General features: G+C 70.7%; 19 protein-coding genes. 14 read left to right on the top strand and 5 right to left on the bottom strand.

What is annotated here, in order from left to right; translation table 11 throughout:
* Positions 1 to 984 (bottom strand): helix-turn-helix transcriptional regulator, encoded by a 984-nt coding sequence (locus ACFYV5_RS14275; RefSeq protein ID WP_355113399.1) that lies wholly within the window; start codon positions 982 to 984, stop codon positions 1 to 3.
* A 127-nt stretch (positions 985 to 1,111) separates the two neighbouring features.
* Between ACFYV5_RS14275 and ACFYV5_RS14270 the strand changes: the two genes are divergently transcribed.
* Together ACFYV5_RS14270 and ACFYV5_RS14265 are read left to right on the top strand one after the other, a co-directional pair.
* Positions 1,112 to 1,387, top strand: coding sequence for a 5'-nucleotidase (locus ACFYV5_RS14270; RefSeq protein ID WP_355113397.1), 276 nt, complete (start codon positions 1,112 to 1,114; stop codon positions 1,385 to 1,387).
* Positions 1,384 to 1,704: a (2Fe-2S)-binding protein gene (locus ACFYV5_RS14265; protein ID WP_355113395.1), complete on the top strand. Its 321-nt coding sequence runs from the start codon at positions 1,384 to 1,386 to the stop codon at positions 1,702 to 1,704. Before ACFYV5_RS14270 ends, ACFYV5_RS14265 begins: the two co-directional genes overlap by 4 nt.
* 139 nt (positions 1,705 to 1,843) lie before the next feature.
* Here the strand turns inward: ACFYV5_RS14265 and ACFYV5_RS14260 are convergent, their stop codons facing one another.
* A complete protein-coding gene (locus tag ACFYV5_RS14260; protein ID WP_355113393.1) occupies positions 1,844 to 2,257 on the bottom strand; it encodes a pyridoxamine 5'-phosphate oxidase family protein in 414 nt (137 codons plus the stop codon).
* A gap of 112 nt (positions 2,258 to 2,369) precedes the next feature.
* Between ACFYV5_RS14260 and clpB the strand changes: the two genes are divergently transcribed.
* Positions 2,370 to 4,955, top strand: coding sequence for an ATP-dependent chaperone ClpB (gene clpB, locus ACFYV5_RS14255; protein ID WP_389168313.1), 2,586 nt, complete (start codon positions 2,370 to 2,372; stop codon positions 4,953 to 4,955).
* A 4-nt stretch (positions 4,956 to 4,959) separates the two neighbouring features.
* Here clpB and ACFYV5_RS14250 read toward each other — a convergent pair whose 3' ends face one another.
* Positions 4,960 to 5,406 carry a hypothetical protein gene (locus tag ACFYV5_RS14250; protein WP_389168311.1) on the bottom strand — a complete coding sequence of 149 codons (447 nt, stop codon included), beginning with the start codon at positions 5,404 to 5,406 and terminating at the stop codon, positions 4,960 to 4,962.
* A gap of 106 nt (positions 5,407 to 5,512) precedes the next feature.
* On the opposite strand from ACFYV5_RS14250, the gene ACFYV5_RS14245 reads away from it, so the two are divergent.
* Positions 5,513 to 6,043: a YbjN domain-containing protein gene (locus tag ACFYV5_RS14245; RefSeq protein WP_355113387.1), complete on the top strand. Its 531-nt coding sequence runs from the start codon at positions 5,513 to 5,515 to the stop codon at positions 6,041 to 6,043.
* 12 nt (positions 6,044 to 6,055) lie between these two features.
* On the opposite strand, the gene ACFYV5_RS14240 is transcribed toward ACFYV5_RS14245, so the two are convergent.
* On the bottom strand, positions 6,056 to 7,228 hold the full coding sequence (locus ACFYV5_RS14240; RefSeq protein ID WP_389168927.1) for a hypothetical protein: 1,173 nt from the start codon (positions 7,226 to 7,228) through the stop codon (positions 6,056 to 6,058).
* A 415-nt stretch (positions 7,229 to 7,643) separates the two neighbouring features.
* On the opposite strand from ACFYV5_RS14240, the gene ACFYV5_RS14235 reads away from it, so the two are divergent.
* Together ACFYV5_RS14235 and ACFYV5_RS14230 are read left to right on the top strand one after the other, a co-directional pair.
* Complete coding sequence (locus tag ACFYV5_RS14235) at positions 7,644 to 8,129, top strand: prevent-host-death family protein (RefSeq protein WP_389168309.1); 486 nt, start codon at positions 7,644 to 7,646, stop codon at positions 8,127 to 8,129.
* Positions 8,130 to 8,164: 35 nt separating this feature from the next.
* A complete protein-coding gene (locus tag ACFYV5_RS14230) occupies positions 8,165 to 8,476 on the top strand; it encodes a hypothetical protein (protein ID WP_389168307.1) in 312 nt (103 codons plus the stop codon).
* A gap of 69 nt (positions 8,477 to 8,545) precedes the next feature.
* Here ACFYV5_RS14230 and ACFYV5_RS14225 read toward each other — a convergent pair whose 3' ends face one another.
* Entirely contained in the window at positions 8,546 to 9,727 is a 1,182-nt protein-coding gene (locus ACFYV5_RS14225; protein ID WP_389168305.1) for a pyridoxal phosphate-dependent aminotransferase, read from the bottom strand.
* 94 nt (positions 9,728 to 9,821) lie between these two features.
* Between ACFYV5_RS14225 and ACFYV5_RS14220 the strand changes: the two genes are divergently transcribed.
* The 8 genes from ACFYV5_RS14220 (at position 9,822) to ACFYV5_RS14185 (ending at position 18,518) form a co-directional block, all read left to right on the top strand.
* Entirely contained in the window at positions 9,822 to 9,995 is a 174-nt protein-coding gene (locus ACFYV5_RS14220; RefSeq protein WP_389168302.1) for a hypothetical protein, read from the top strand.
* Positions 9,996 to 10,361: 366 nt separating this feature from the next.
* The gene (locus ACFYV5_RS14215; RefSeq protein WP_389168299.1) at positions 10,362 to 10,880 is read left to right on the top strand and encodes a DUF2617 family protein; all 519 of its coding nucleotides are present in this window, start codon (positions 10,362 to 10,364) and stop codon (positions 10,878 to 10,880) included.
* 75 nt (positions 10,881 to 10,955) lie between these two features.
* Positions 10,956 to 12,644, top strand: a complete 1,689-nt coding sequence (locus tag ACFYV5_RS14210) for a polyamine aminopropyltransferase (protein ID WP_389168297.1) — start codon at positions 10,956 to 10,958, stop codon at positions 12,642 to 12,644.
* Positions 12,645 to 12,793: 149 nt separating this feature from the next.
* Positions 12,794 to 13,627, top strand: a complete 834-nt coding sequence (locus tag ACFYV5_RS14205) for an SRPBCC domain-containing protein (protein ID WP_355113379.1) — start codon at positions 12,794 to 12,796, stop codon at positions 13,625 to 13,627.
* A gap of 21 nt (positions 13,628 to 13,648) precedes the next feature.
* On the top strand, positions 13,649 to 14,461 hold the full coding sequence (locus tag ACFYV5_RS14200; RefSeq protein WP_389168294.1) for an aldose 1-epimerase: 813 nt from the start codon (positions 13,649 to 13,651) through the stop codon (positions 14,459 to 14,461).
* A gap of 2 nt (positions 14,462 to 14,463) precedes the next feature.
* Entirely contained in the window at positions 14,464 to 15,012 is a 549-nt protein-coding gene (gene pyrE, locus ACFYV5_RS14195; protein ID WP_355113375.1) for an orotate phosphoribosyltransferase, read from the top strand.
* A gap of 221 nt (positions 15,013 to 15,233) precedes the next feature.
* Positions 15,234 to 16,256 (top strand): class II fructose-bisphosphate aldolase, encoded by a 1,023-nt coding sequence (fbaA, locus tag ACFYV5_RS14190; RefSeq protein WP_355113373.1) that lies wholly within the window; start codon positions 15,234 to 15,236, stop codon positions 16,254 to 16,256.
* Positions 16,257 to 16,538: 282 nt separating this feature from the next.
* Positions 16,539 to 18,518: an Ig-like domain repeat protein gene (locus tag ACFYV5_RS14185; RefSeq protein WP_389168291.1), complete on the top strand. Its 1,980-nt coding sequence runs from the start codon at positions 16,539 to 16,541 to the stop codon at positions 18,516 to 18,518.
* The last annotated feature ends 61 nt before the right edge of the window (positions 18,519 to 18,579 follow it).

Below are 18,579 nucleotides of genomic sequence, written 5' to 3'. Positions count from 1 at the left end.
TCAGTGGTCCCGGTCCAGGATTCCGGACTGGGCGATGAGATAGCCCAGTTGGGCCCGGCTGCCGCTGCCGAGAGCGGCGGCGAGCTTGGCGATGTGGGCGCGGCAGGTACGGACGTTCATGCCGAGCCGGCGGGCTATGGCCTCGTCGACGTGGCCCTCGACGAGGAGTTTGGCGATGGAGCGCTGGATGCCGCTGATGCCGTCGTGGGTCTGGGCGTACGGCACCTGCTCGCCGAAGGGGGTCGCCCGGGCCCAGGACTGCTCGAAGACGGTCGCCAGGTACTCGACGAGGCCGGGGTGGCGGAGCTCCAGGGCGACCTGGCGGTCCTGGCGGGCGGGGATCAGGGCCACCGAGCGGTCGATGATGATGAGCCGCTCGATGCTCTCCTCCAGGGTCCGCACCTGCAGCCGGTCCATGCCCGCCTGTTCGAGGTAGACCTGCATGCCGTGGCTGTGCCGCGCCGTGTGCTGGTAGAGGGTGCGGACGCGCACCCCGCGTTCGAGGAGCGGCTGGATGCGGTGGAGCGCGGTGTTGAGGGTGTGTTCGCTGCGTCCGCCGCCGGGCTGGATGGTCAGCAGCTCCTGCGAGCACTCGGCGGTGGCGCGGCCGAGGACGGCGTCGATGCGGTTGATGCCTTCGAGGACGGTGATCGCGTGGGTTGTCGAGGGGTCCTGCGCGCTGATCGCCATGAACGGCTCGAAAACGCTGGAGAGGCCCATGGCCAGCGTGCGGCGCTCCTGGATTTCCCGCTCCAGGGGGTGGACGAGCCGGGCCAGTGCCGCCGAGGGTGGGACGGGCCGCAGCCACGTGGGGTCGTCGGCGTCGGGGTGGAGAAGTGCCAGGTCCATGAGGCAGGGTGCCGCTTCTGCCTCGCTCCTGGTTATTCGCCCGGTACGCAACGCACTGGCGTACAAGTCCGATCCGGCTGCACAGAGATCGACATGACCGTGGGGATGTGTCGCTTCTGATTCGTTCTGCGCCATTTGAACACCCCCCAGGATCCTGTATTTCAGGAACATGATGCATTGCCCTGGTGGTGGAAGCGCAAAGACTGAGCCATCGTCTTGTACGCGGGGGAGAGGAAACCATCAAGTGAGGTCGAAGCCGCTCATGTCCAGAAAACTGCTTCGCTCGGTACTTGCTTCCGTCTTCATAGGGGCGGCGGCGGTAGGAGCGCTGGCCACCAGCGACCCGGTATGGGACAGCGCTCCTGCGGGCGTTGTCGCCGCTCCCAGTGACCCGGTGTGGGACCTCGTCCCGGCCGGCGAACGCGACCCGGTGTGGGACGTCGCCCCGGCGACCCAGATCGACCCGGTGTGGGACGCGTCCCCGGCGGCCCAGGCCGACCCGGTGTGGGACTCTGCCCCGGCCGGCACGGACGCATGACCGTGCCGCCGGACGACCGGGTCTTCCGGCGAGAGATGGCCTCGGCCTATCGATCCGGGTGGCATTTCATCGATCTCGTCACGGCCATCCCCCACCGTGGTGATTCGTTGATGGTCACCCTCTTCGGAGAGCCGATCGTCGTCGCTCGTGAGCAGGACGAGGACGTTCGCGCCTACCGGTGCCTGCGCCGGCCCCGCGGTGCCCCGCAGCCCGTTCGCTGTGCCATCCGGTACGGCATGATTTTCGTCAATCTCGACCAGCGGGACCATCAGCTGGTCGAGCCCGAGACCCTCACCGCCACCCCCCGCAGTGCCTGAGCGGTTCCCCCGTCGTTGTAGATCGCTCAGGTGCTTCCCCCACACAGCGGCGCCATCGCGGACCTGAAACGCGATGGCGCCGCTGTGCTGTGCGCGTGTGCGCGTGCGTGCGGGTATGTGCGCGTCGCGCGGGGGCGCGCTACGCCCGGCCCATGGCCCGCGTCAGCGCGATCTCGATGACCACCCGGTCCGGGTTCGGCGCCGGGACCCGGCCGTAGCGTGTCGCGTAACGGTCGACCGCGTCCGCGACGACCTCCGGCTCCGTGCGGATGCGCGCCACGCCCTCCAGCGTCGCCCAGCGTCCCTTGTCCACCTGGCAGACCGCGACGCGCGCGCCCTCCGGGCCCGCCGCCAGGACGTTGGCGACCTTGTGGCTGTGCTTGTTGGTGATCACCCGGGCGATGCCGTTGTCGCCGCCCTCGGGGTCGTACGTCACGCCCACCGCCACCACATGCGGAGTGCCGTCCGCGCGCGGGGTCGTCAGCGTGCACATGTGGTACTCGCGCCAGAAGCTCAGATACGAGTCGTCCGGGTTCCTCGGGTCAGTCGCCATGCCGCGAAGCCTATCCTTGAGTGGAATAGACTCAACTTTGTGTACGCTGGATGAGTCATAGGGATGGGTCTTACGCCAAGCGAGCACGCTGTGACAGGAGGAGAGACCGCACGTGGACGCCGAACTGACCAACAAGAGCCGGGACGCCCTCAACACGGCCACCAGCCGAGCCGTGTCCGGGGGCCATGCCGACCTGACCCCCGCGCACCTTCTCCTGGCGCTGCTGGCCGGTCAGGACAACGAGAACATCACCGATCTGCTCGCCGCCGTCGACGCCGACCAGGCCGCGGTACGGTCCGGTGCGGAGCGGCTGCTCGCCGCCCAGCCCAGCGTCACCGGCTCCACGGTCGCGCCGCCGCAGCCCAACCGCGAGCTGCTCGCCGTCATCGCGGATGCCGCCGAGCGCGCCAAGACGCTCGGGGACGACTATCTGTCCACCGAGCACCTGCTCATCGGGATCGCGGCGAAGGGCGGACAGGCCGGCGAGGTGCTGGCCCAGCAGGGGGCGAGCGCCGCGAAACTGCTCGACGCGTTCGAGAAGGCAAGGGGAGGACGCCGGGTGACCACACCCGACCCGGAGGGTCAGTACAAGGCGCTGGAGAAGTTCGGCACGGACTTCACGGCCGCCGCGCGGGAAGGGAAGCTGGACCCCGTCATCGGGCGCGACCAGGAGATCCGGCGCGTCGTCCAGGTGCTCTCCCGCCGCACCAAGAACAACCCCGTCCTCATCGGCGAGCCCGGCGTCGGCAAGACCGCCGTCGTCGAGGGCCTCGCCCAGCGGATCGTGAAGGGCGACGTCCCCGAGTCCCTGAAGAACAAGCGCCTGGTCGCGCTCGACCTCGGCGCGATGGTCGCGGGCGCCAAGTACCGCGGCGAGTTCGAGGAGCGACTGAAGACCGTCCTCTCCGAGATCAAGGCGAGCGACGGCCAGATCATCACCTTCATCGACGAGCTGCACACGGTCGTCGGCGCGGGCGCCGGCGGCGACTCCGCCATGGACGCCGGCAACATGCTCAAGCCGATGCTGGCCCGCGGCGAGCTGCGCATGGTCGGCGCGACCACCCTGGACGAGTACCGCGAGCGGATCGAGAAGGACCCCGCCCTGGAGCGCCGCTTCCAGCAGGTCCTGGTCGCCGAGCCCTCCGTCGAGGACACCATCGCCATCCTGCGCGGACTCAAGGGCCGGTACGAGGCCCACCACAAGGTCCAGATCGCCGACGCGGCGCTGGTGGCCGCCGCCACCCTCTCCGACCGGTACATCACCTCCCGCTTCCTGCCCGACAAGGCCATCGACCTCGTCGACGAGGCCGCCTCCCGGCTCCGTATGGAGATCGACTCCTCGCCCGTCGAGATCGACGAACTCCAGCGCGCCGTGGACCGCCTCCGCATGGAGGAGCTGGCGCTCAAGAACGAGTCCGACCCCGCGAGCAGGCAGCGCCTGGAGAAGCTCCGCCGCGACCTCGCGGACCGGGAGGAGGAGCTGCGCGGCCTGACCGCCCGCTGGGAGAAGGAGAAGCAGGGCCTCAACCGCGTCGGTGAGCTCAAGGAGCGCCTCGACGATCTGCGCGGCCAGTCCGAACGCGCCCAGCGCGACGGCGACTTCGACACCGCCTCCAAGCTGCTCTACGGCGAGATCCCGGCCCTGGAGCGGGAGCTGGAGGAGGCGAGCGAGGCCGAGCAGGAGGCCGCCAGGGACACGATGGTCAAGGAGGAGGTCGGCCCCGACGACATCGCGGACGTGGTCGGCTCCTGGACCGGCATCCCCGCCGGCCGCCTGCTGGAGGGCGAGACGCAGAAGCTGCTGCGCATGGAGGACGAGCTCGGCAAGCGGCTGATCGGCCAGACCGAGGCCGTACGGGCCGTCTCCGACGCCGTGCGCCGTACGCGCGCCGGGATCGCCGACCCCGACCGGCCCACGGGCTCCTTCCTCTTCCTCGGCCCGACCGGTGTCGGCAAGACCGAGCTGGCGAAGGCGCTCGCGGACTTCCTCTTCGACGACGAGCGGGCCATGGTCCGCATCGACATGTCGGAGTACTCCGAGAAGCACTCCGTCGCCCGGCTCGTCGGCGCGCCTCCCGGCTACGTCGGCTACGAGGAGGGCGGCCAGCTCACGGAGGCGGTCCGCCGCCGCCCGTACAGCGTGGTGCTGCTCGACGAGGTGGAGAAGGCCCACCCGGAGGTCTTCGACATCCTGCTCCAGGTCCTCGACGACGGCCGGCTGACCGACGGCCAGGGCCGGACGGTGGACTTCCGCAACACCATCCTGATCCTGACGTCGAACCTGGGCAGCCAGTACCTGATGGACCCGCTCTCCTCCGCGGAGACGAAGAAGGAGCAGGTCCTGGAGGCGGTGAGGGCCTCCTTCAAGCCGGAGTTCCTCAACCGGCTCGACGACCTGGTGGTCTTCTCGGCCCTCGCCAAGTCCGAGCTGGGGCGCATCGCGGAGCTCCAGATCGACCGGCTCGCCAAGCGCCTGGCCGAACGCCGGCTCACGCTCGACGTCACGCCCGCCGCGCTGGAGTGGCTCGCCGACGAGGGCATGGACCCGGCCTACGGCGCCCGGCCGCTGCGCCGCCTGATCCAGACGGCGATCGGCGACCGGCTGGCGAAGGAGATCCTCGCGGGCGAGGTCACGGACGGCGACACGGTCCGGGTCGACCGCTTCGAGGACGGCCTGATCGTGGGCGCGGCGCAGTGACCGGCTAGTGGTCGGAGGCCGTGAGGCGTACGAGGACGGTGTCACCGTCCTCGTACGCCACTCCCACGTGCACCGACTTCGCCTCGCCGTACTCCACGGTCACGCACCCCGTCAGCCCGTGCTCGCAGTACGCCGCGGGCCGCCGCGACGGATAGGTCGCGGTCAGCCAGGGCTCGTACTCCTCACGCGGCATCCGGAAATCCGCCGTGACCCGGGTCTCCTGCCAGTAGGCGTGGGTGCACCGGGCGTCCGCGGCGTTCGCCGGCAGCGCCCCCCGGGCGAACTCCATCGCCTCCGCGCAGTCGACCGGCTGCGGTTCGCCGGTCTCGCTCCAGGCCATCGCGCCCCAGACCAACAGGGCGATCGGACCTCCGCAGAGGAAGGTCATCAGCACCGACGCCCAGACCCATGTCGCCGGGCGCGGGCGCACCGGTCTCGGTTTTTCCGCCATGGGAGCCAGATCTTGTCAGCTCGCAGCGGATCGCGGGAGGTGGGGCTTGCGCCGTACCGCCCGGCATGGGAGAGGATGGCGGCAACCGTACGAAGGGATATTCACGGTGAGCATCGACCCGTCCTCGATTCCGAATTTCGGGGGCCAGCCCCAGCCTCAGGCCGCAGGACCGGCGGGCCCCGTCGTTCCCGACCAGGATCTCGTCAAGCAGCTCCTGGACCAGATGGAGCTGAAGTACGTCGTCGACGACGAGGGTGACCTCGCGGCGCCGTGGGAGGAGTTCCGGACGTACTTCATGTTCCGCGGCGAGGAGGACCAGCGGGTCTTCTCGGTGCGGACGTTCTACGACCGCCCGCACTCGGCCGACGACCGCGCCAAGGTCCTCGACGCGATCGACGACTGGAACCGCCGCACCCTGTGGCCCAAGGTGTACACGCACCTGCATGAGGAGGAGGACGGCTCCGCCACCCTCCGCCTCATCGGCGAGGCCCAGATGCTGATCGGCACCGGCGTCGCGCTGGAGCACTTCGTGTCCTCCACCGTCAGCTGGGTCCGCGCGTCCATCGAGTTCGACAAGTGGCTCGTGGAGCAGTTCGGCCTGGAGTCCCCGGCGGACAAGGAGACCGAGGGCGAGTAGTCCCTCTGGTCCTCACAGGGCCATGCGCGCGAGCGTCAGCGCGTACACCCCGTAGCCGAACGAGAGCCCGGCCAGAGCCGTGATCACCACGATCGCGGCTCTCGGCCGGGCTTTCGTCAGTGCGTGGGCCACCGGCAGCAGCAGCGGGAACGCCGGCAGCAGGAAGCGCGGCTTCGACTCGAAGAACCCCGATCCGCAGACCGTGATGACCACCAGCACGCCCGTGTAGACCAGGACGGGCAGCGGTGGCCGCTCCACCAGGGCGAGCAGCGCGAACAGCAGCACACCCGCGCCCGTGATCAGCAGCGCCATCGCGAAGCCGAACTGTGTCGGCCCCCGCAGCATGTCCCGGACGAACACCAGCGTGCCGACCCCGAAGTCGAAGCGCGAGGTCCAGCCGTCCTGGACGGCGAAATAGCCGCCGAGCGGGTCGCCGCGCCGGACACCGACCCAGAGCACGTACGAGAGCCAGCCGGCCGGAGCCAGCGCGGCCCCGGCCCACAGCCGCCGGCTCCCTTCACGCCGCCACAGTGCGTACGCCACCGCCGCCAGGACCGCCGCGGCGACGGCGATCCCGTTGGGGCGGGAGAGGCCGGCCAGGGCGGCCAGCGTGCCCGCCCACAGCCAGCGCCGGGTGAGCAGCGCGTCCAGCGACCAGGCGGCGAAGGCCGTCATCAACGGCTCGGTGTACGCCATGGACAGCACGATCGAGTGCGGCAGCAGGCCCCACAGCAGCACCAGGACGACGGCGGTGGGCCGTCCGTACAGCCGCTCGCCGACCCGGTGGATCCCCCAGGCCGCGGCGCCCGCCGACAGCCAGGACAGCAGCAGCCCGGCCGTTCCGCCGGTGACCGGCAGGACGGCGGTGACGGCCCGTACGAGCCCCGGATAGAGCGGGAAGAAGGCCAGGTCGGACTGGACGACGCCGTCGGGCCAGTGGAGCGTGTGGCCGTAACCGTGGGCGGCGATCCGGGTGTACCAGTCGGAGTCCCAGGACGACGCGAGCAGCGCGCGCGGCGAGCGTCCGATGTGCCAGGCCCAGCCCGCGAGGACGAGCGTCCCGGTCAGCCGCGCGGCGGCGAAGAGCCCGAGCGCGGGGGCGGCGCGGTGCAGCGAGGCCCGCCAGCGGGGGACGCTCCGGACACCGGCGGGCGAGGCCGGGCGGTCGAGAGTCTCGGCGGACAGGGTGCACCTCCGTGCGCACGGGAATCAGGTCGGCCCGACAAATCGGTCTACCCGACCATCGGCGGGGCACGGAGGGGGCGCGCGCGAGGGGTGGACCCACACGGGTGAAAAACGCCCGGGGCGGAGAGGTGCGGTGACGGCCCGAGGGCGGGTCGGTCCGGGGCGCCCTGGGGGTGGCGAGGTGCCGGCCGCGGCCCGGGGTGGTTCGGTCCGGGGCGGCAATGGGGTGGCTTGGTCCTGCGGCGGCCCCGGGCGTCTTCCGGGGCCGCCCCAGGGCCTCCCTCAGGGCGCCAGTGCCTTCAGTCGCGCCACCGCCTCCTCCAGGACATGGCGCTGCTTGCAGACGGGCAACGCGTGAGCACCTACGGTGGCTCGGAGACTGGCACTCAGACTGTAATCTGAGTACAGTCTGAGTATGAGCCTTGCCTACCTGGGGGCCGACCCTGAATCGGTCTCGTTCACCGATCTGTCCCGAAACCCGAAAGCTGTGGCGGCACGTGCGGCTGCCCTCGGGTCTCTTCGTGTCACGCATCGGGATGCACCCGACATGGTGCTGTCGACCGCTGTGCACGCGGAGCGCACCGAGGAGAACCTGACGACGGCGTCGCGGCTCTTCCTCGCACTCATGAAGCACGATGACGGAGCCCGATCGCTGCTGCTGGCGCTGCCAGAGGTCTTTCCGTGGGTGCGGCATCTGGATGACGAAGAGATGCGCGCGTTCACCGTGGACTTGCTCGAAGCGCTGTCCGACGCGGCTGAGCTGGGGGCCAGAGAGGCTGTGCATCGCACCCTCGTGTCCTGGCGGGCGACTGCGCGCATCAATGCAGATCCGGAGCAGCTTAAGGAAGCTCTGCGGCCTCTTGCGGGTGACGATCTGGGCCCGGTAGAGGTGAGTGGGTGAGTCCGAAGAAGGGCGATCGCGTCAGCGTCCCACCCTTGAACGGGTGGAACGTGGTGTTCGGGGCCACAGAGGCGGTGACGGGCTGGGAGGAGCTGTGCCGGGTGGCACTTTCGAGTGCTCACCGTTGCCTGGAGGCGCTGCGCACCGACCCGCTGTCGCGTGAGAACTGGAATCGTCAGCACCAGCTTCGCGGGCGACTCGCCACCAAGGAGTGGAAGGGTTCCGAGCTGGAGCAGTGGGAGTACGAGATCACGAGTGGTGGCAGGGTCCGCTACCTCGTCAGTCCGGAAACTTCGACCGTCATTCTGGTCTACGCGTCCACTCGGCATCCCAAGGACACTGAGTAGTTCATCTGTGGGGAACAGGGCCCAGTTGAGGTCAGGCCCTGTTTCCGCACTTCCATCTGGCGCGCTTTTTCAGCGAGTCAGCCGCCCGAGGCGTTCTACCGCCTCTTGCAAAACCGCCGTCCGCTTGCAGAACGCGAAGCGCACGAAGGGCGCTCCCGCTTCGCGGTGGTCGTAGAAGACCGCGTTGGGGATGGCGACGACGCCGGCGCGCTCGGGGAGGGCGCGGCAGAACGCGATGCCGTCGGAGGTGCCGAGGGGGCGGATGTCGGCGGTCACGAAGTAGGTGCCCGCCGGGCGGTAGACCGTGAAGCCCGCCCCGGCGAGGCCGTCGCTCAGCAGGTCGCGCCGGGCGAGCAGATCGGCGCGCAGGTCGTCGAAGTACGTGTCGGGCAGGCGCAGTGCCTCGGCGACGGCGTACTGGAACGGCCCGGAGGCCACGTACGTCAGGAACTGCTTGGCGGACCGGACCGCGGCGGTCAGCTCCGGGGTGGCGGTGATCCAGCCGACCTTCCAGCCGGTGAAGGAGAAGGTCTTGCCGGCCGAGCCGATGGTGACCGTGCGTTCCCGCATCCCGGGCAGGCTCGCGATCGGCAGGTGCTCGGCGCCGTCGAAGACCAGGTGCTCGTACACCTCGTCGGTGACGACGAGCAGGTTTCGCTCCTGCGCCAGCTCGGCGATCACGGTCAGTTCGGCGCGGCTGAGGACCGTGCCGGTGGGGTTGTGCGGGGTGTTGAGGAGGATCAGCCGGGTCCGGTCGGTGACCTCCGCCCGCAGCTCGTCCAGGTCGAGGCGGAAGGCGCCGTCGTGCGGGCGCAGGGTGACCGGCACGCGGGTGCCGCCCGCCATCGCGATGCAGGCGGCGTACGAGTCGTAGTACGGCTCCAGGGCGATCACCTCGTCGCCCGGTTCGAGGAGGGCGAGGAGCGAGGCGGCGATCGCCTCCGTCGCGCCGACCGTGACCAGGACCTCCGTGTCGGGGTCGTAGGTGAGGCCGTAGTGCTTCAGCTGGTGCTCGGCGACGGCCTCGCGCAGCTCGGGGACGCCCGGTCCCGGCGGGTACTGGTTGCCGCGCCCGTCGCGCAGGGCGCGGACCGCCGCCTCCCGGATCTGTTCCGGGCCGTCGGTGTCGGGGAAGCCCTGGCCGAGGTTGATCGCCCCGGTCCGGAGGGCCAGCGCGGACATCTCGGCGAAGATCGTCGTCCCGAACGCGGCGAGCCGGCGGTTGAGCAGCGGTCGTGTCATGACGGCCATCCTGGGCCGAAGCTCTGGAGTTCCTCAAGTGCGCTTTGGGCGTGAGTCGGCAGGGGCATCCCACCCTCACACAGACCTACGGGGGGTGACACGGATGGCAGTACTGATCATCGGATTCATCGTTCTCGTCGTCGCGATCGGCCTGCTGGCCGGCCGGAGCGGTGGCCGGGGCGGGCGAGGCGGCTGGTCGAGCGGTGGGGGCGGCTCCTCCTGCGGTGGCGGTTGCGGCGGTGGGGGCGGCTGCGGCGGGGGTGGCGGGGGCGACTGACACGGCGTGACCGACATGGGGGGTGACCGACATGGAGTGACCGACACGGGGTAAGCGAGACGGGGCGGTCGGCCTCGCGGTCATGGGGTGCCCGGGCGGTTCAACACCCGCCGGGCACCTTCGTGTTGCAGGCCACGCTGCGAGTCCGAGTGAACAAGTGAACTGTGGGGTCCCCGAAGGGGATGGAAACCGATGCAAGTTGGGTAAAAACGCTGCGAGTCGCTCGAAGTCCATGATTCCCTCGCTGTTGTTCAAGACAGCCCTCGGACCGTGTGTGGACCCGAGCGGCGATCCCCCACTCCCGTTGAACCCTTTCTCCGGGGCGCCCCCGGCCCACCCGTCAAACCGTGTTTGCGGAGCCGACCCATGCTCACGACCCTGAAGACCTCCTATACCGACACGCGTGCGGCCGACCTGGCCTGGGCACTGGGGCGCGAGCCGCTGCCCGCCCTCGCCGTGCTCGACCTCGAACTGACCGGCGCCAGGCTGCAGTTGCGGCTTCTCGGCGCCTCCCATCAGGTGCTTCTGGAGGAAGAGAAGCACAGCTGCTCGGAGACCGTCGCCTGCATGCCCGGCAGCAGTACGCCGCTGCCGCTGGGCGTCTCCAGGCGCGTCGGCGCGTGGGAGTACGAATTCGCGGCGCGCGTCGAAACGTTGTCCCACGGCTCGTTCGCGGGGCGCGCGCAGGAGTTGCTCGCGCTCGTCGCCGACCATCCCCACGGCCTCGCGGGGACGTTCCCCGGCTCCCCGCACGCCTTCACGGCGATGCTGGCGCAGCGCCACGAGGGTCAGGTGCGGTGGCGCACCTGGCACGCGTACCCGCAGGAAGGGCAGTTGGTGGTCACCAGGACGCGGATCGGCATTCGTATGCCCGCAACGCGCTGACGCGCCACCCCAGTGCCTCAGGTGCACTCGTGTGGGTGACAGATGGCGACAGATGTGTGACGTAGCGTTACGAGCATGATCGATCCGCCCGTGACCATGCCACCCAAGAGGGTGACGCGGCTGCCCGTGCGGCCGAGCGCGGTGCGGTATCCGGTTCTCGCCGTGGTCTTCGTCTGCGCCGCGTGCGGACTTGTCTACGAGCTGGAACTGGTCGCGCTCGCCTCGTACTTGATCGGCGACTCGGTCACGCAGGCTTCCGTCGTGCTGTCCGTGATGGTCTTCGCGATGGGCGTCGGCTCGCTGCTCGCCAAGCGGCTGCGCTGCCGTGCCGCCGTCGGCTTCGGCCTGGTCGAGGGCGGACTCGCGCTGATCGGCGGGTGTTCCGCCCTGGTGCTGCACGCCGCCTTCGCGTGGCTCGGGGAGGCCCGGTACGTCCTGGTGGGGTTCTCGCTCGCCATCGGGGTGCTCATCGGGGCGGAGATCCCGCTCCTGATGTCGCTGATCCAGCGGGCGGAGTCGGCGCGCGCCACCGGCGCGGGGGAGAAGGACGGGCACGCCGACCCCGCCGACCCCGCCGGGACGGTCGCCGACCTGTTCGCCGCCGACTACGTCGGCGCGCTCGTCGGCGGCCTGGCCTTCCCGTTCCTGCTGCTGCCCTGGCTCGGGCAGCTCACCGGAGCGCTCGTGACCGGCGCGGTGAACGCGGTGGCGGGCGGCGCCCTGGTGCTCTGGCTGTTCCGGCGCGATCTGACGGCCCGGTCCCGGGCGTTGCTCATCACCGCGAACGTGGTGGTGCTCGCCGTCCTCGCCACCGCCACCGTCCTCGTCGACGACTTCGAGCGGGCGGCGCGACGCGCGGTGTACGGCGACAGCGTGCGGGTCGCCGTCCACACCGACCTGCAGGAGGTGGTGCTGACGGGGGAGCCCGGCGGACCGCCGGATCTGTTCGTGGACGGGCGGCTGCGTGTCGGCGGACAGGACGAGTACCGCTACCACGAATCGCTGGTCCACCCCGCGATGAACGGGCCGCACGCGCGGGTGCTGATCATCGGCGGCGGCGACGGCCTCGCCGCGCGCGAGGTGCTGCGCTACCCCGGGGTCCGCTCGGTCACGGTCGTGGAGCTCGACCCCGGGGTCGTACGACTCGCCCGGAACAACCCCGAGCTGGCCACCCTCAACGGCCATGCCTACCGGGACCCGCGGGTGCGGGTGGCGTACGCGGACGCGTTCCGCTGGCTGCGCGGGGCGCCGGAGGGCCGGCGGTACGACGTGGTGATCTCGGACCTGCCCGATCCGGGGATCTCCGCCAGTACCAAGCTGTACTCGGAGGAGTTCTACGGGCTCACGTCCCGGATCCTCGCCGACGGCGGACGCCTCGTCGTCCACGCGGGCTCGGTCTCGGCGCGCCCCCGCACCTTCTGGACGGTGGACTCCACCCTGCGCGCGGCCGGCTTCGCGACCCGGCCCTACAGCGCGCGGGGCCGGGGCGCGAGCTTCGCCGCGGGACCCGACCGGGCCGAGCGCGTACACCGCTCCGGCGCCGCGGACGCGGGAACGGACCGTGGGACGGGGGACTGGGGATACCTCCTGGCGGTCGCGGGCACCTATCCGCCCGACCTGGGCCTCGCCCCCGACGCGCCCCGACTGCGGTCCCTGACGGCGGACGCCCTGGCGACGGGGGCGCGCGCCGCGGAGCTGAGCCGTGACCCCGAGGGGCCCGGGCCGCCACCCTCCACGCTGGTGCACCCGCGCTACGACGGTTGAGCGCCGCCGCAGGCGCAGCCGGACGACCAGCGCACGCCGACGACAAGGGCACGCCGACGACAAGCCCCACGCCGAAGCCCCACGCCGGCGACAAGCGCAGCCGGACAAACAGGCGACGCCGGGGCCCGGTCTGAGTAGGCTCGGCTTCCATGGAGCATGAGGTGTTCGTTCCGGTACCGGCCGACGTCCTGCGCGAAACGCTGACGGACCCCGCACGGGTGGCGCGCTGCGTCCCCGGTCTCCAGCAGGACGCCGACACCGAGGCAGGACCGCTGTCGGGCCGGCTGAGAATCCGTGTCGGCGGCAACACGATCACCTACCGCGGCGCACTGCGGCTGACCGAACGGGACGGCGTCTTCGCCGTCGAGGGCAAGGGCAGCGAGGTGCGCGGCAAGGTCGCGGTGGAGCTGTCCCTGACGATCGCGCTCACCCCGGTGGCGGACGGGACGACGCTCACCTTCACCGGCACCGTGAAGCAGGCCGGTCGTCTCGCGGACCTCTCCGAGCAGGCGCGGGAGTCGGCGGCGCTGCGGCTGATCGAGAAGTTCGCCGAGGGCCTGACGGCCGTCGCGGATGTGGAGAAGGCCGTCGACGAGGATGACGAGGACGCCGAGGGGGACGAAGAGGCCGACAGCGACAGCGACGGCGTCGACGACGGCGTCGAGGAGCCCCACCGCCCGTCGGTGTTCGAGACGCCCGTCCCGCCGCCGTCCCTCGACCCCTTCGTCGGCGGCGACTTCGACGACACGCCGGTCGAGTACCCCGCCGAGCCTCCCGCCGCCGAGGCCGCCCACGCCCGGCGGACCATGATCGGGCGGAGCGCCGAGGAGGTCGACCACGCCCCGCCGCGCGGTCGGTACGCGCCGGTCCCGGCGCCCGAGTCGTCCACCGCGGGCGCCACCCTGCGCTGGGTCGCCCCCGCCGCCGCGCTCGCGATCGCCTCCGCGGTCGTCGTCGGCCGGGCGCTGCGCCGTCGGCGCTGATCCCCGTCTACTGTCGGGGACGTGAGCGAGCTGACACGACTGACGGCGGGCGACGCCGAGTTGACCATCAACCCCGAGAACGGCTGCCGGATCGAGAGCCTGCGCATCGGGGGAACGGAACTGCTGCGCCAGGGCGAGCGGTACGGATGCTTCCCGATGGTGCCCTGGTGCGGACGCACGGCGCACGGGCGCTTCCAGGACGGCGCGGTGAGCCACCAGCTCCCGCTCAACTCGCCGCCGCACGCGATCCACGGCACCGGCCGCGACACGGCGTGGAAGACCGCCCGCGCGGGCGAGCGCGAGGCGGCCTTCACGTACGAGCTGGGGGACCCCTGGCCGTACGAGGGACGGGTGACGCAGCTCTTCGAGCTGACCGAGGACGGGCTCACGCTCACCCTCGGCGTGGAGACGTCCGGCGCCTCCTTCCCCGCCCAGGCCGGCTGGCACCCCTGGTTCAACCGGAGTCTCGACGGCGGCGCCCCCGTCCGTATCGACTTCACCCCGGACTGGCAGGAGGAGCGCGGCGCCGACCATCTCCCCACCGGGCGCCGGATCGGTCCCACCCCGGGCCCCTGGGACGACTGCTTCGGCATGCCCGACGGCGTGGACGTCACCCTCACCTGGCCGGAGCAGCTGGAGCTGAAGGTGACCAGCCGCGCGGAGTGGGTGGTGATCTACGACGAGCAGGAGGAAGCGGTGTGTGTGGAGCCGCAGTCCGGCCCGCCGAACGGGCTCACCACCCATCCGCGGTACGTGACGCCGATCGAGCCACTGGAGATCGCGGCCACGTGGGCCTGGCGGCGGCTTCGAGCGCCGTCGGCTCTAAGCTCATGAGCATGACTGACGTACGCGCTGACCTGCTCCAGCAGATCAAGGACAAGGCCGTGGTGCACGGCAAGGTGACCCTCTCCTCGGGTCTTGAGGCCGACTACTACGTTGATCTGCGCCGGATCACGCTGGACGGCGCCGCCTCCCCGCTGGTCGGTCAGGTCATGCTCGATCTGACCGCCGACCTCGAGTTCGACGCCGTGGGCGGTCTGACCCTCGGCGCCGACCCGGTCGCGACCGCGATGCTGCACGCCTCCGCCGCGCAGGGGAAGCGCCTCGACGCCTTCGTCGTCCGCAAGGCCGCCAAGGCGCACGGGATGCAGCGCCAGGTCGAGGGCCCGGAGATCAAGGGCCGCCGGGTCCTGATCGTGGAGGACACCTCCACCACCGGGGGCTCCCCGCTGACCGCCGTCGAGGCGGCGCGGGCGGCCGGTGCCGAGGTCGTCGCGGTCGCCACGATCGTGGACCGGGCGACGGGCGCGGGCGAGAAGATCAGCACCACGGCGGGCGTGCCGTACCTGTACGCCTACGCGCTGGACGAACTGGGTCTCGCCTGACCGACGCGAAGTCGTGACGTAGGTCCTGGGCCGCCCCTGACACGGCTCTGACCTGCGGTTTCGGCAAGAGGCGGAGTGTTTGCCGAGTGTTTCACGTGAAACGCTCCGCCTCTTCCTCCTGGTGTCCGCGCGGGAGTCTGGAAAGATGGGCCCCGACGATGACGTCGCCCCAGGTCAGGGCCAAGCAACGCACACACCCGCACATCACAAGGAGCGGACGAATGCCCATCGCAACCCCCGAGGTCTACAACGAGATGCTCGACCGGGCGAAGGCAGGCAAGTTCGCCTACCCGGCCATCAACGTGACCTCGTCCCAGACCCTCCACGCCGCCCTGCGCGGCTTCGCGGAGGCCGAGAGCGACGGCATCATCCAGATTTCGACCGGCGGCGCCGAGTTCCTGGGCGGCCAGTACAACAAGGACATGGTCACGGGCGCCGTCGCCCTGGCCGAGTTCGCGCACATCGTCGCCGCCAAGTACGACATCACGGTCGCGCTGCACACCGACCACTGCCCGAAGGACAAGCTGGACGGCTACGTCCGCCCGCTGCTCGACATCTCCGCCGAGCGCGTCAAGGCCGGTCAGAACCCGCTGTTCCAGTCCCACATGTGGGACGGCTCCGCCGAGACCCTCGCCGACAACCTGGCCATCGGCCAGGAGCTGCTGGCCAAGGCCGTCGCCGCGAAGATCATCCTCGAGGTCGAGATCACCCCGACCGGTGGCGAGGAGGACGGCGTCACCCACGAGATCAACGACGAGCTCTACACGACCGTCGACGACGCGATCCGTACCGCCGAGGCCCTGGGCCTGGGCGAGAAGGGCCGCTACCTGCTGGCCGCCTCCTTCGGCAACGTGCACGGCGTCTACAAGCCGGGCAACGTCGTGCTCCGCCCCGAGCTGCTCAAGGACCTGCAGGCGGGCGTCGCCGAGAAGTTCGGCAAGGCCTCCCCGTTCGACTTCGTCTTCCACGGCGGCTCCGGCTCCACCGCCGAGGAGATCGCCACCGCGCTGGAGAACGGCGTCGTGAAGATGAACCTCGACACCGATACCCAGTACGCCTTCACGCGTCCGGTGGCGGACCACATGTTCAAGAACTACGACGGTGTTCTGAAGGTCGACGGCGAGGTCGGCAAGAAGTCCACCTACGACCCGCGCACCTGGGGCAAGCTGGCCGAGGCCGGCATGGCCACGCGCGTGGCCGAGGCGTGCGCCGCGCTGCGCTCGACCGGCACGAAGCTGAAGTAAGCGTTCGTACGACGAGGGGCCCGGCACCACAGTGGTGCCGGGCCCCTTCCGCGTATCTCCATCGCCGCCGGGAGGTCCGGCTCGTACGGGATCATCGGCGACCCCGGCTCTCCAGCGGGAGCTGGTGGACCGAGGCCGGTGCGGGCGGCGAGCAGGCTGCGGACCGCCTGAGAGGGGCAAGGGGATACCGGGAGGCGCGTTGTCGGGGGCGTGATCTAGTCTGCGCTCACCGTGCCTCCGTTTGTGAGAGGCCGGAGACTCAATTGGGGGGTCTCTTTCATCGTGCGTAAGCGCACTCTCTCGGCCGCGACGGCGCTCGCGGTCCTCTTCAGCTCCGCGGCACTGGTCGCGGGTACGGCGAGCCAGGCGGCCGCCGACAGCAGCAAGGTTCTGCCCGTGTCGTCCGTGGGCGACATGGTGGTGGACGGCGTCCACCAGAAGATCTTCATCAGTGACCCGAGCGGCGGCAAGCTCGTGGTCACGGATTACGCGGGCACGGTCCTCGCGACCGTCCCGGACCTGCCCGGCGTTCGGGGTCTGGAGATCGCGGCCGACTCGTCGCGCGTCTACGCGACCGTGTCGGGCAACGACACGATCGTCTCCGTGAACACGGAGACGCCGTCGGAGGTCGTGTCCTACGCCCTGGGCGCCGACATGCCCGGCGACCTCGCCCTGGCGGGTGGCAAGCTCTGGTTCGCGTACGCGGACGCCCAGATCGGCTCGCTCGACGTGTCCGGCGCGGAGCCCGTCGTCGCGCTCGCCCAGGCCGGCGGCATCGACTGGCACCCCGCCGCCGTGCTGCTGCTCGGCTCCGACCCGAGCGCCCCGAACGTCCTCGCGATCGGCGACCGGGACTCCAGCCCCAGCACGCTGGGCGTCTACGACGTCACCACCGGGACCCCGGAGCTCAAGGTCAGCAAGCGGGGCGAGTACGGCAGCCTCCAGGAGCTGGACGTCACCCCGGACGGGCAGAACGTCATCACCTCGAGCGGCAGCCCGTACTACCACCCGGCGTTCTCCACCACGGACCTCTCCGAGGCGACCCGGTACAACAGCAACACGTACCCGAACTCCGTCGCGATCGCGCCCGACGGCACCATCGCCGGTGGCACGTTCTCCTGGTACGACCCGGACGTCCACGTCTTCAAGCCCGGGATGGCGGAGCCGGTCCGCACGTACGACTTCCCGAACACGGGCAGCAGCAGCGGCGCCGACACGCTCGACGCCGGCGCCCTCGCCTGGGCGCCCGACAGCAGCAAGCTGTTCGCCGTCTCGAACAACACGGCGGGCGTGCGGACCCTGCGGGTGTACGACGGCCCCACCAAGTCCGCCCCGACGATCACGGTCAAGGCTCCCGCGACCGCCAACCGGGCCCAGCCGCTCACCGTCTCCGGTACGGTCACGGCGTCCGTGCCCCTCCCGGCCGGTACGCCGCTCACCGTGACGCGGTACGACGTCGAGGCCCCGCAGGGCAAGGCGCTCGGGACCAAGACGCTCGGAGCGAACGGGGCCTTCTCGTTCACGGACACGCCCACCGCGGGCGGCGCGGTGACGTACAAGGTGGCGTACGCCGGGAGCGACACGCACACCGCTGCCTCCGGGACCGCCAGGGTCGAGGTCTCGCGGAACAAGGCCACGCTGACGCTGGACCGCAACGGGCTCAACGTCGACTTCAACACCTCCGTCTGGTACACGGCCACCCTCGGCCCCACGTACAAGAACCGCGAGGTGGAGATCTGGGCCGACCCGTTCGGACCGGAGCCCAAGCGGCTGCTCCGGCGCGGCACGGTCAACTCCGAGGGCAAGCTGGCGGTCCAGCTGAAGATGACCCGGGACACCCGGGTGGGCGCGTGGTTCGCCGGCGACTCCCGCACCGCCTCGGCCATCGCCTGGTCCAACGTGTACACGCGGGCGGGTCTGGCGACCAAGATGTCGCGCCACTACAAGTGGACGAAGATCGGCAACACCTGGTACCGGACCTACCACCAGACGGCCGACCCGCTGATCGCCGCCTGGCACAACTCCTACCCGAACCGCAGCACCCGGCTGGACCTTCAGATCTGGTACGGGGGCGCGTGGCAGCACGTCGCCTCGGACTACTTCCAGCTGAACCCGAACGGCGTGGCGTACGTGTCGGTGGACGGCGACGGGGCGGCCGGCTACCGCTTCCGGGTGCGTTCGTCGTACATCGACGGCGCGGCGGGAGACAGCGTGAACACCACGGCCTACGGCCAGTGGCAGTACTTCAACTTCACTCGCTGAGTCACCCCTGAGTCAGCGCTGAGTCAACGCTGAGTCACCCGCTTCGGCGATCCCGAGCGAC

Source organism: Streptomyces sp. NPDC003035, assembly GCF_042888285.1.
Classification (GTDB): Bacteria; Actinomycetota; Actinomycetes; order Streptomycetales; family Streptomycetaceae; genus Streptomyces.
This window is presented reverse-complemented; position numbering and strand designations above follow the sequence as displayed.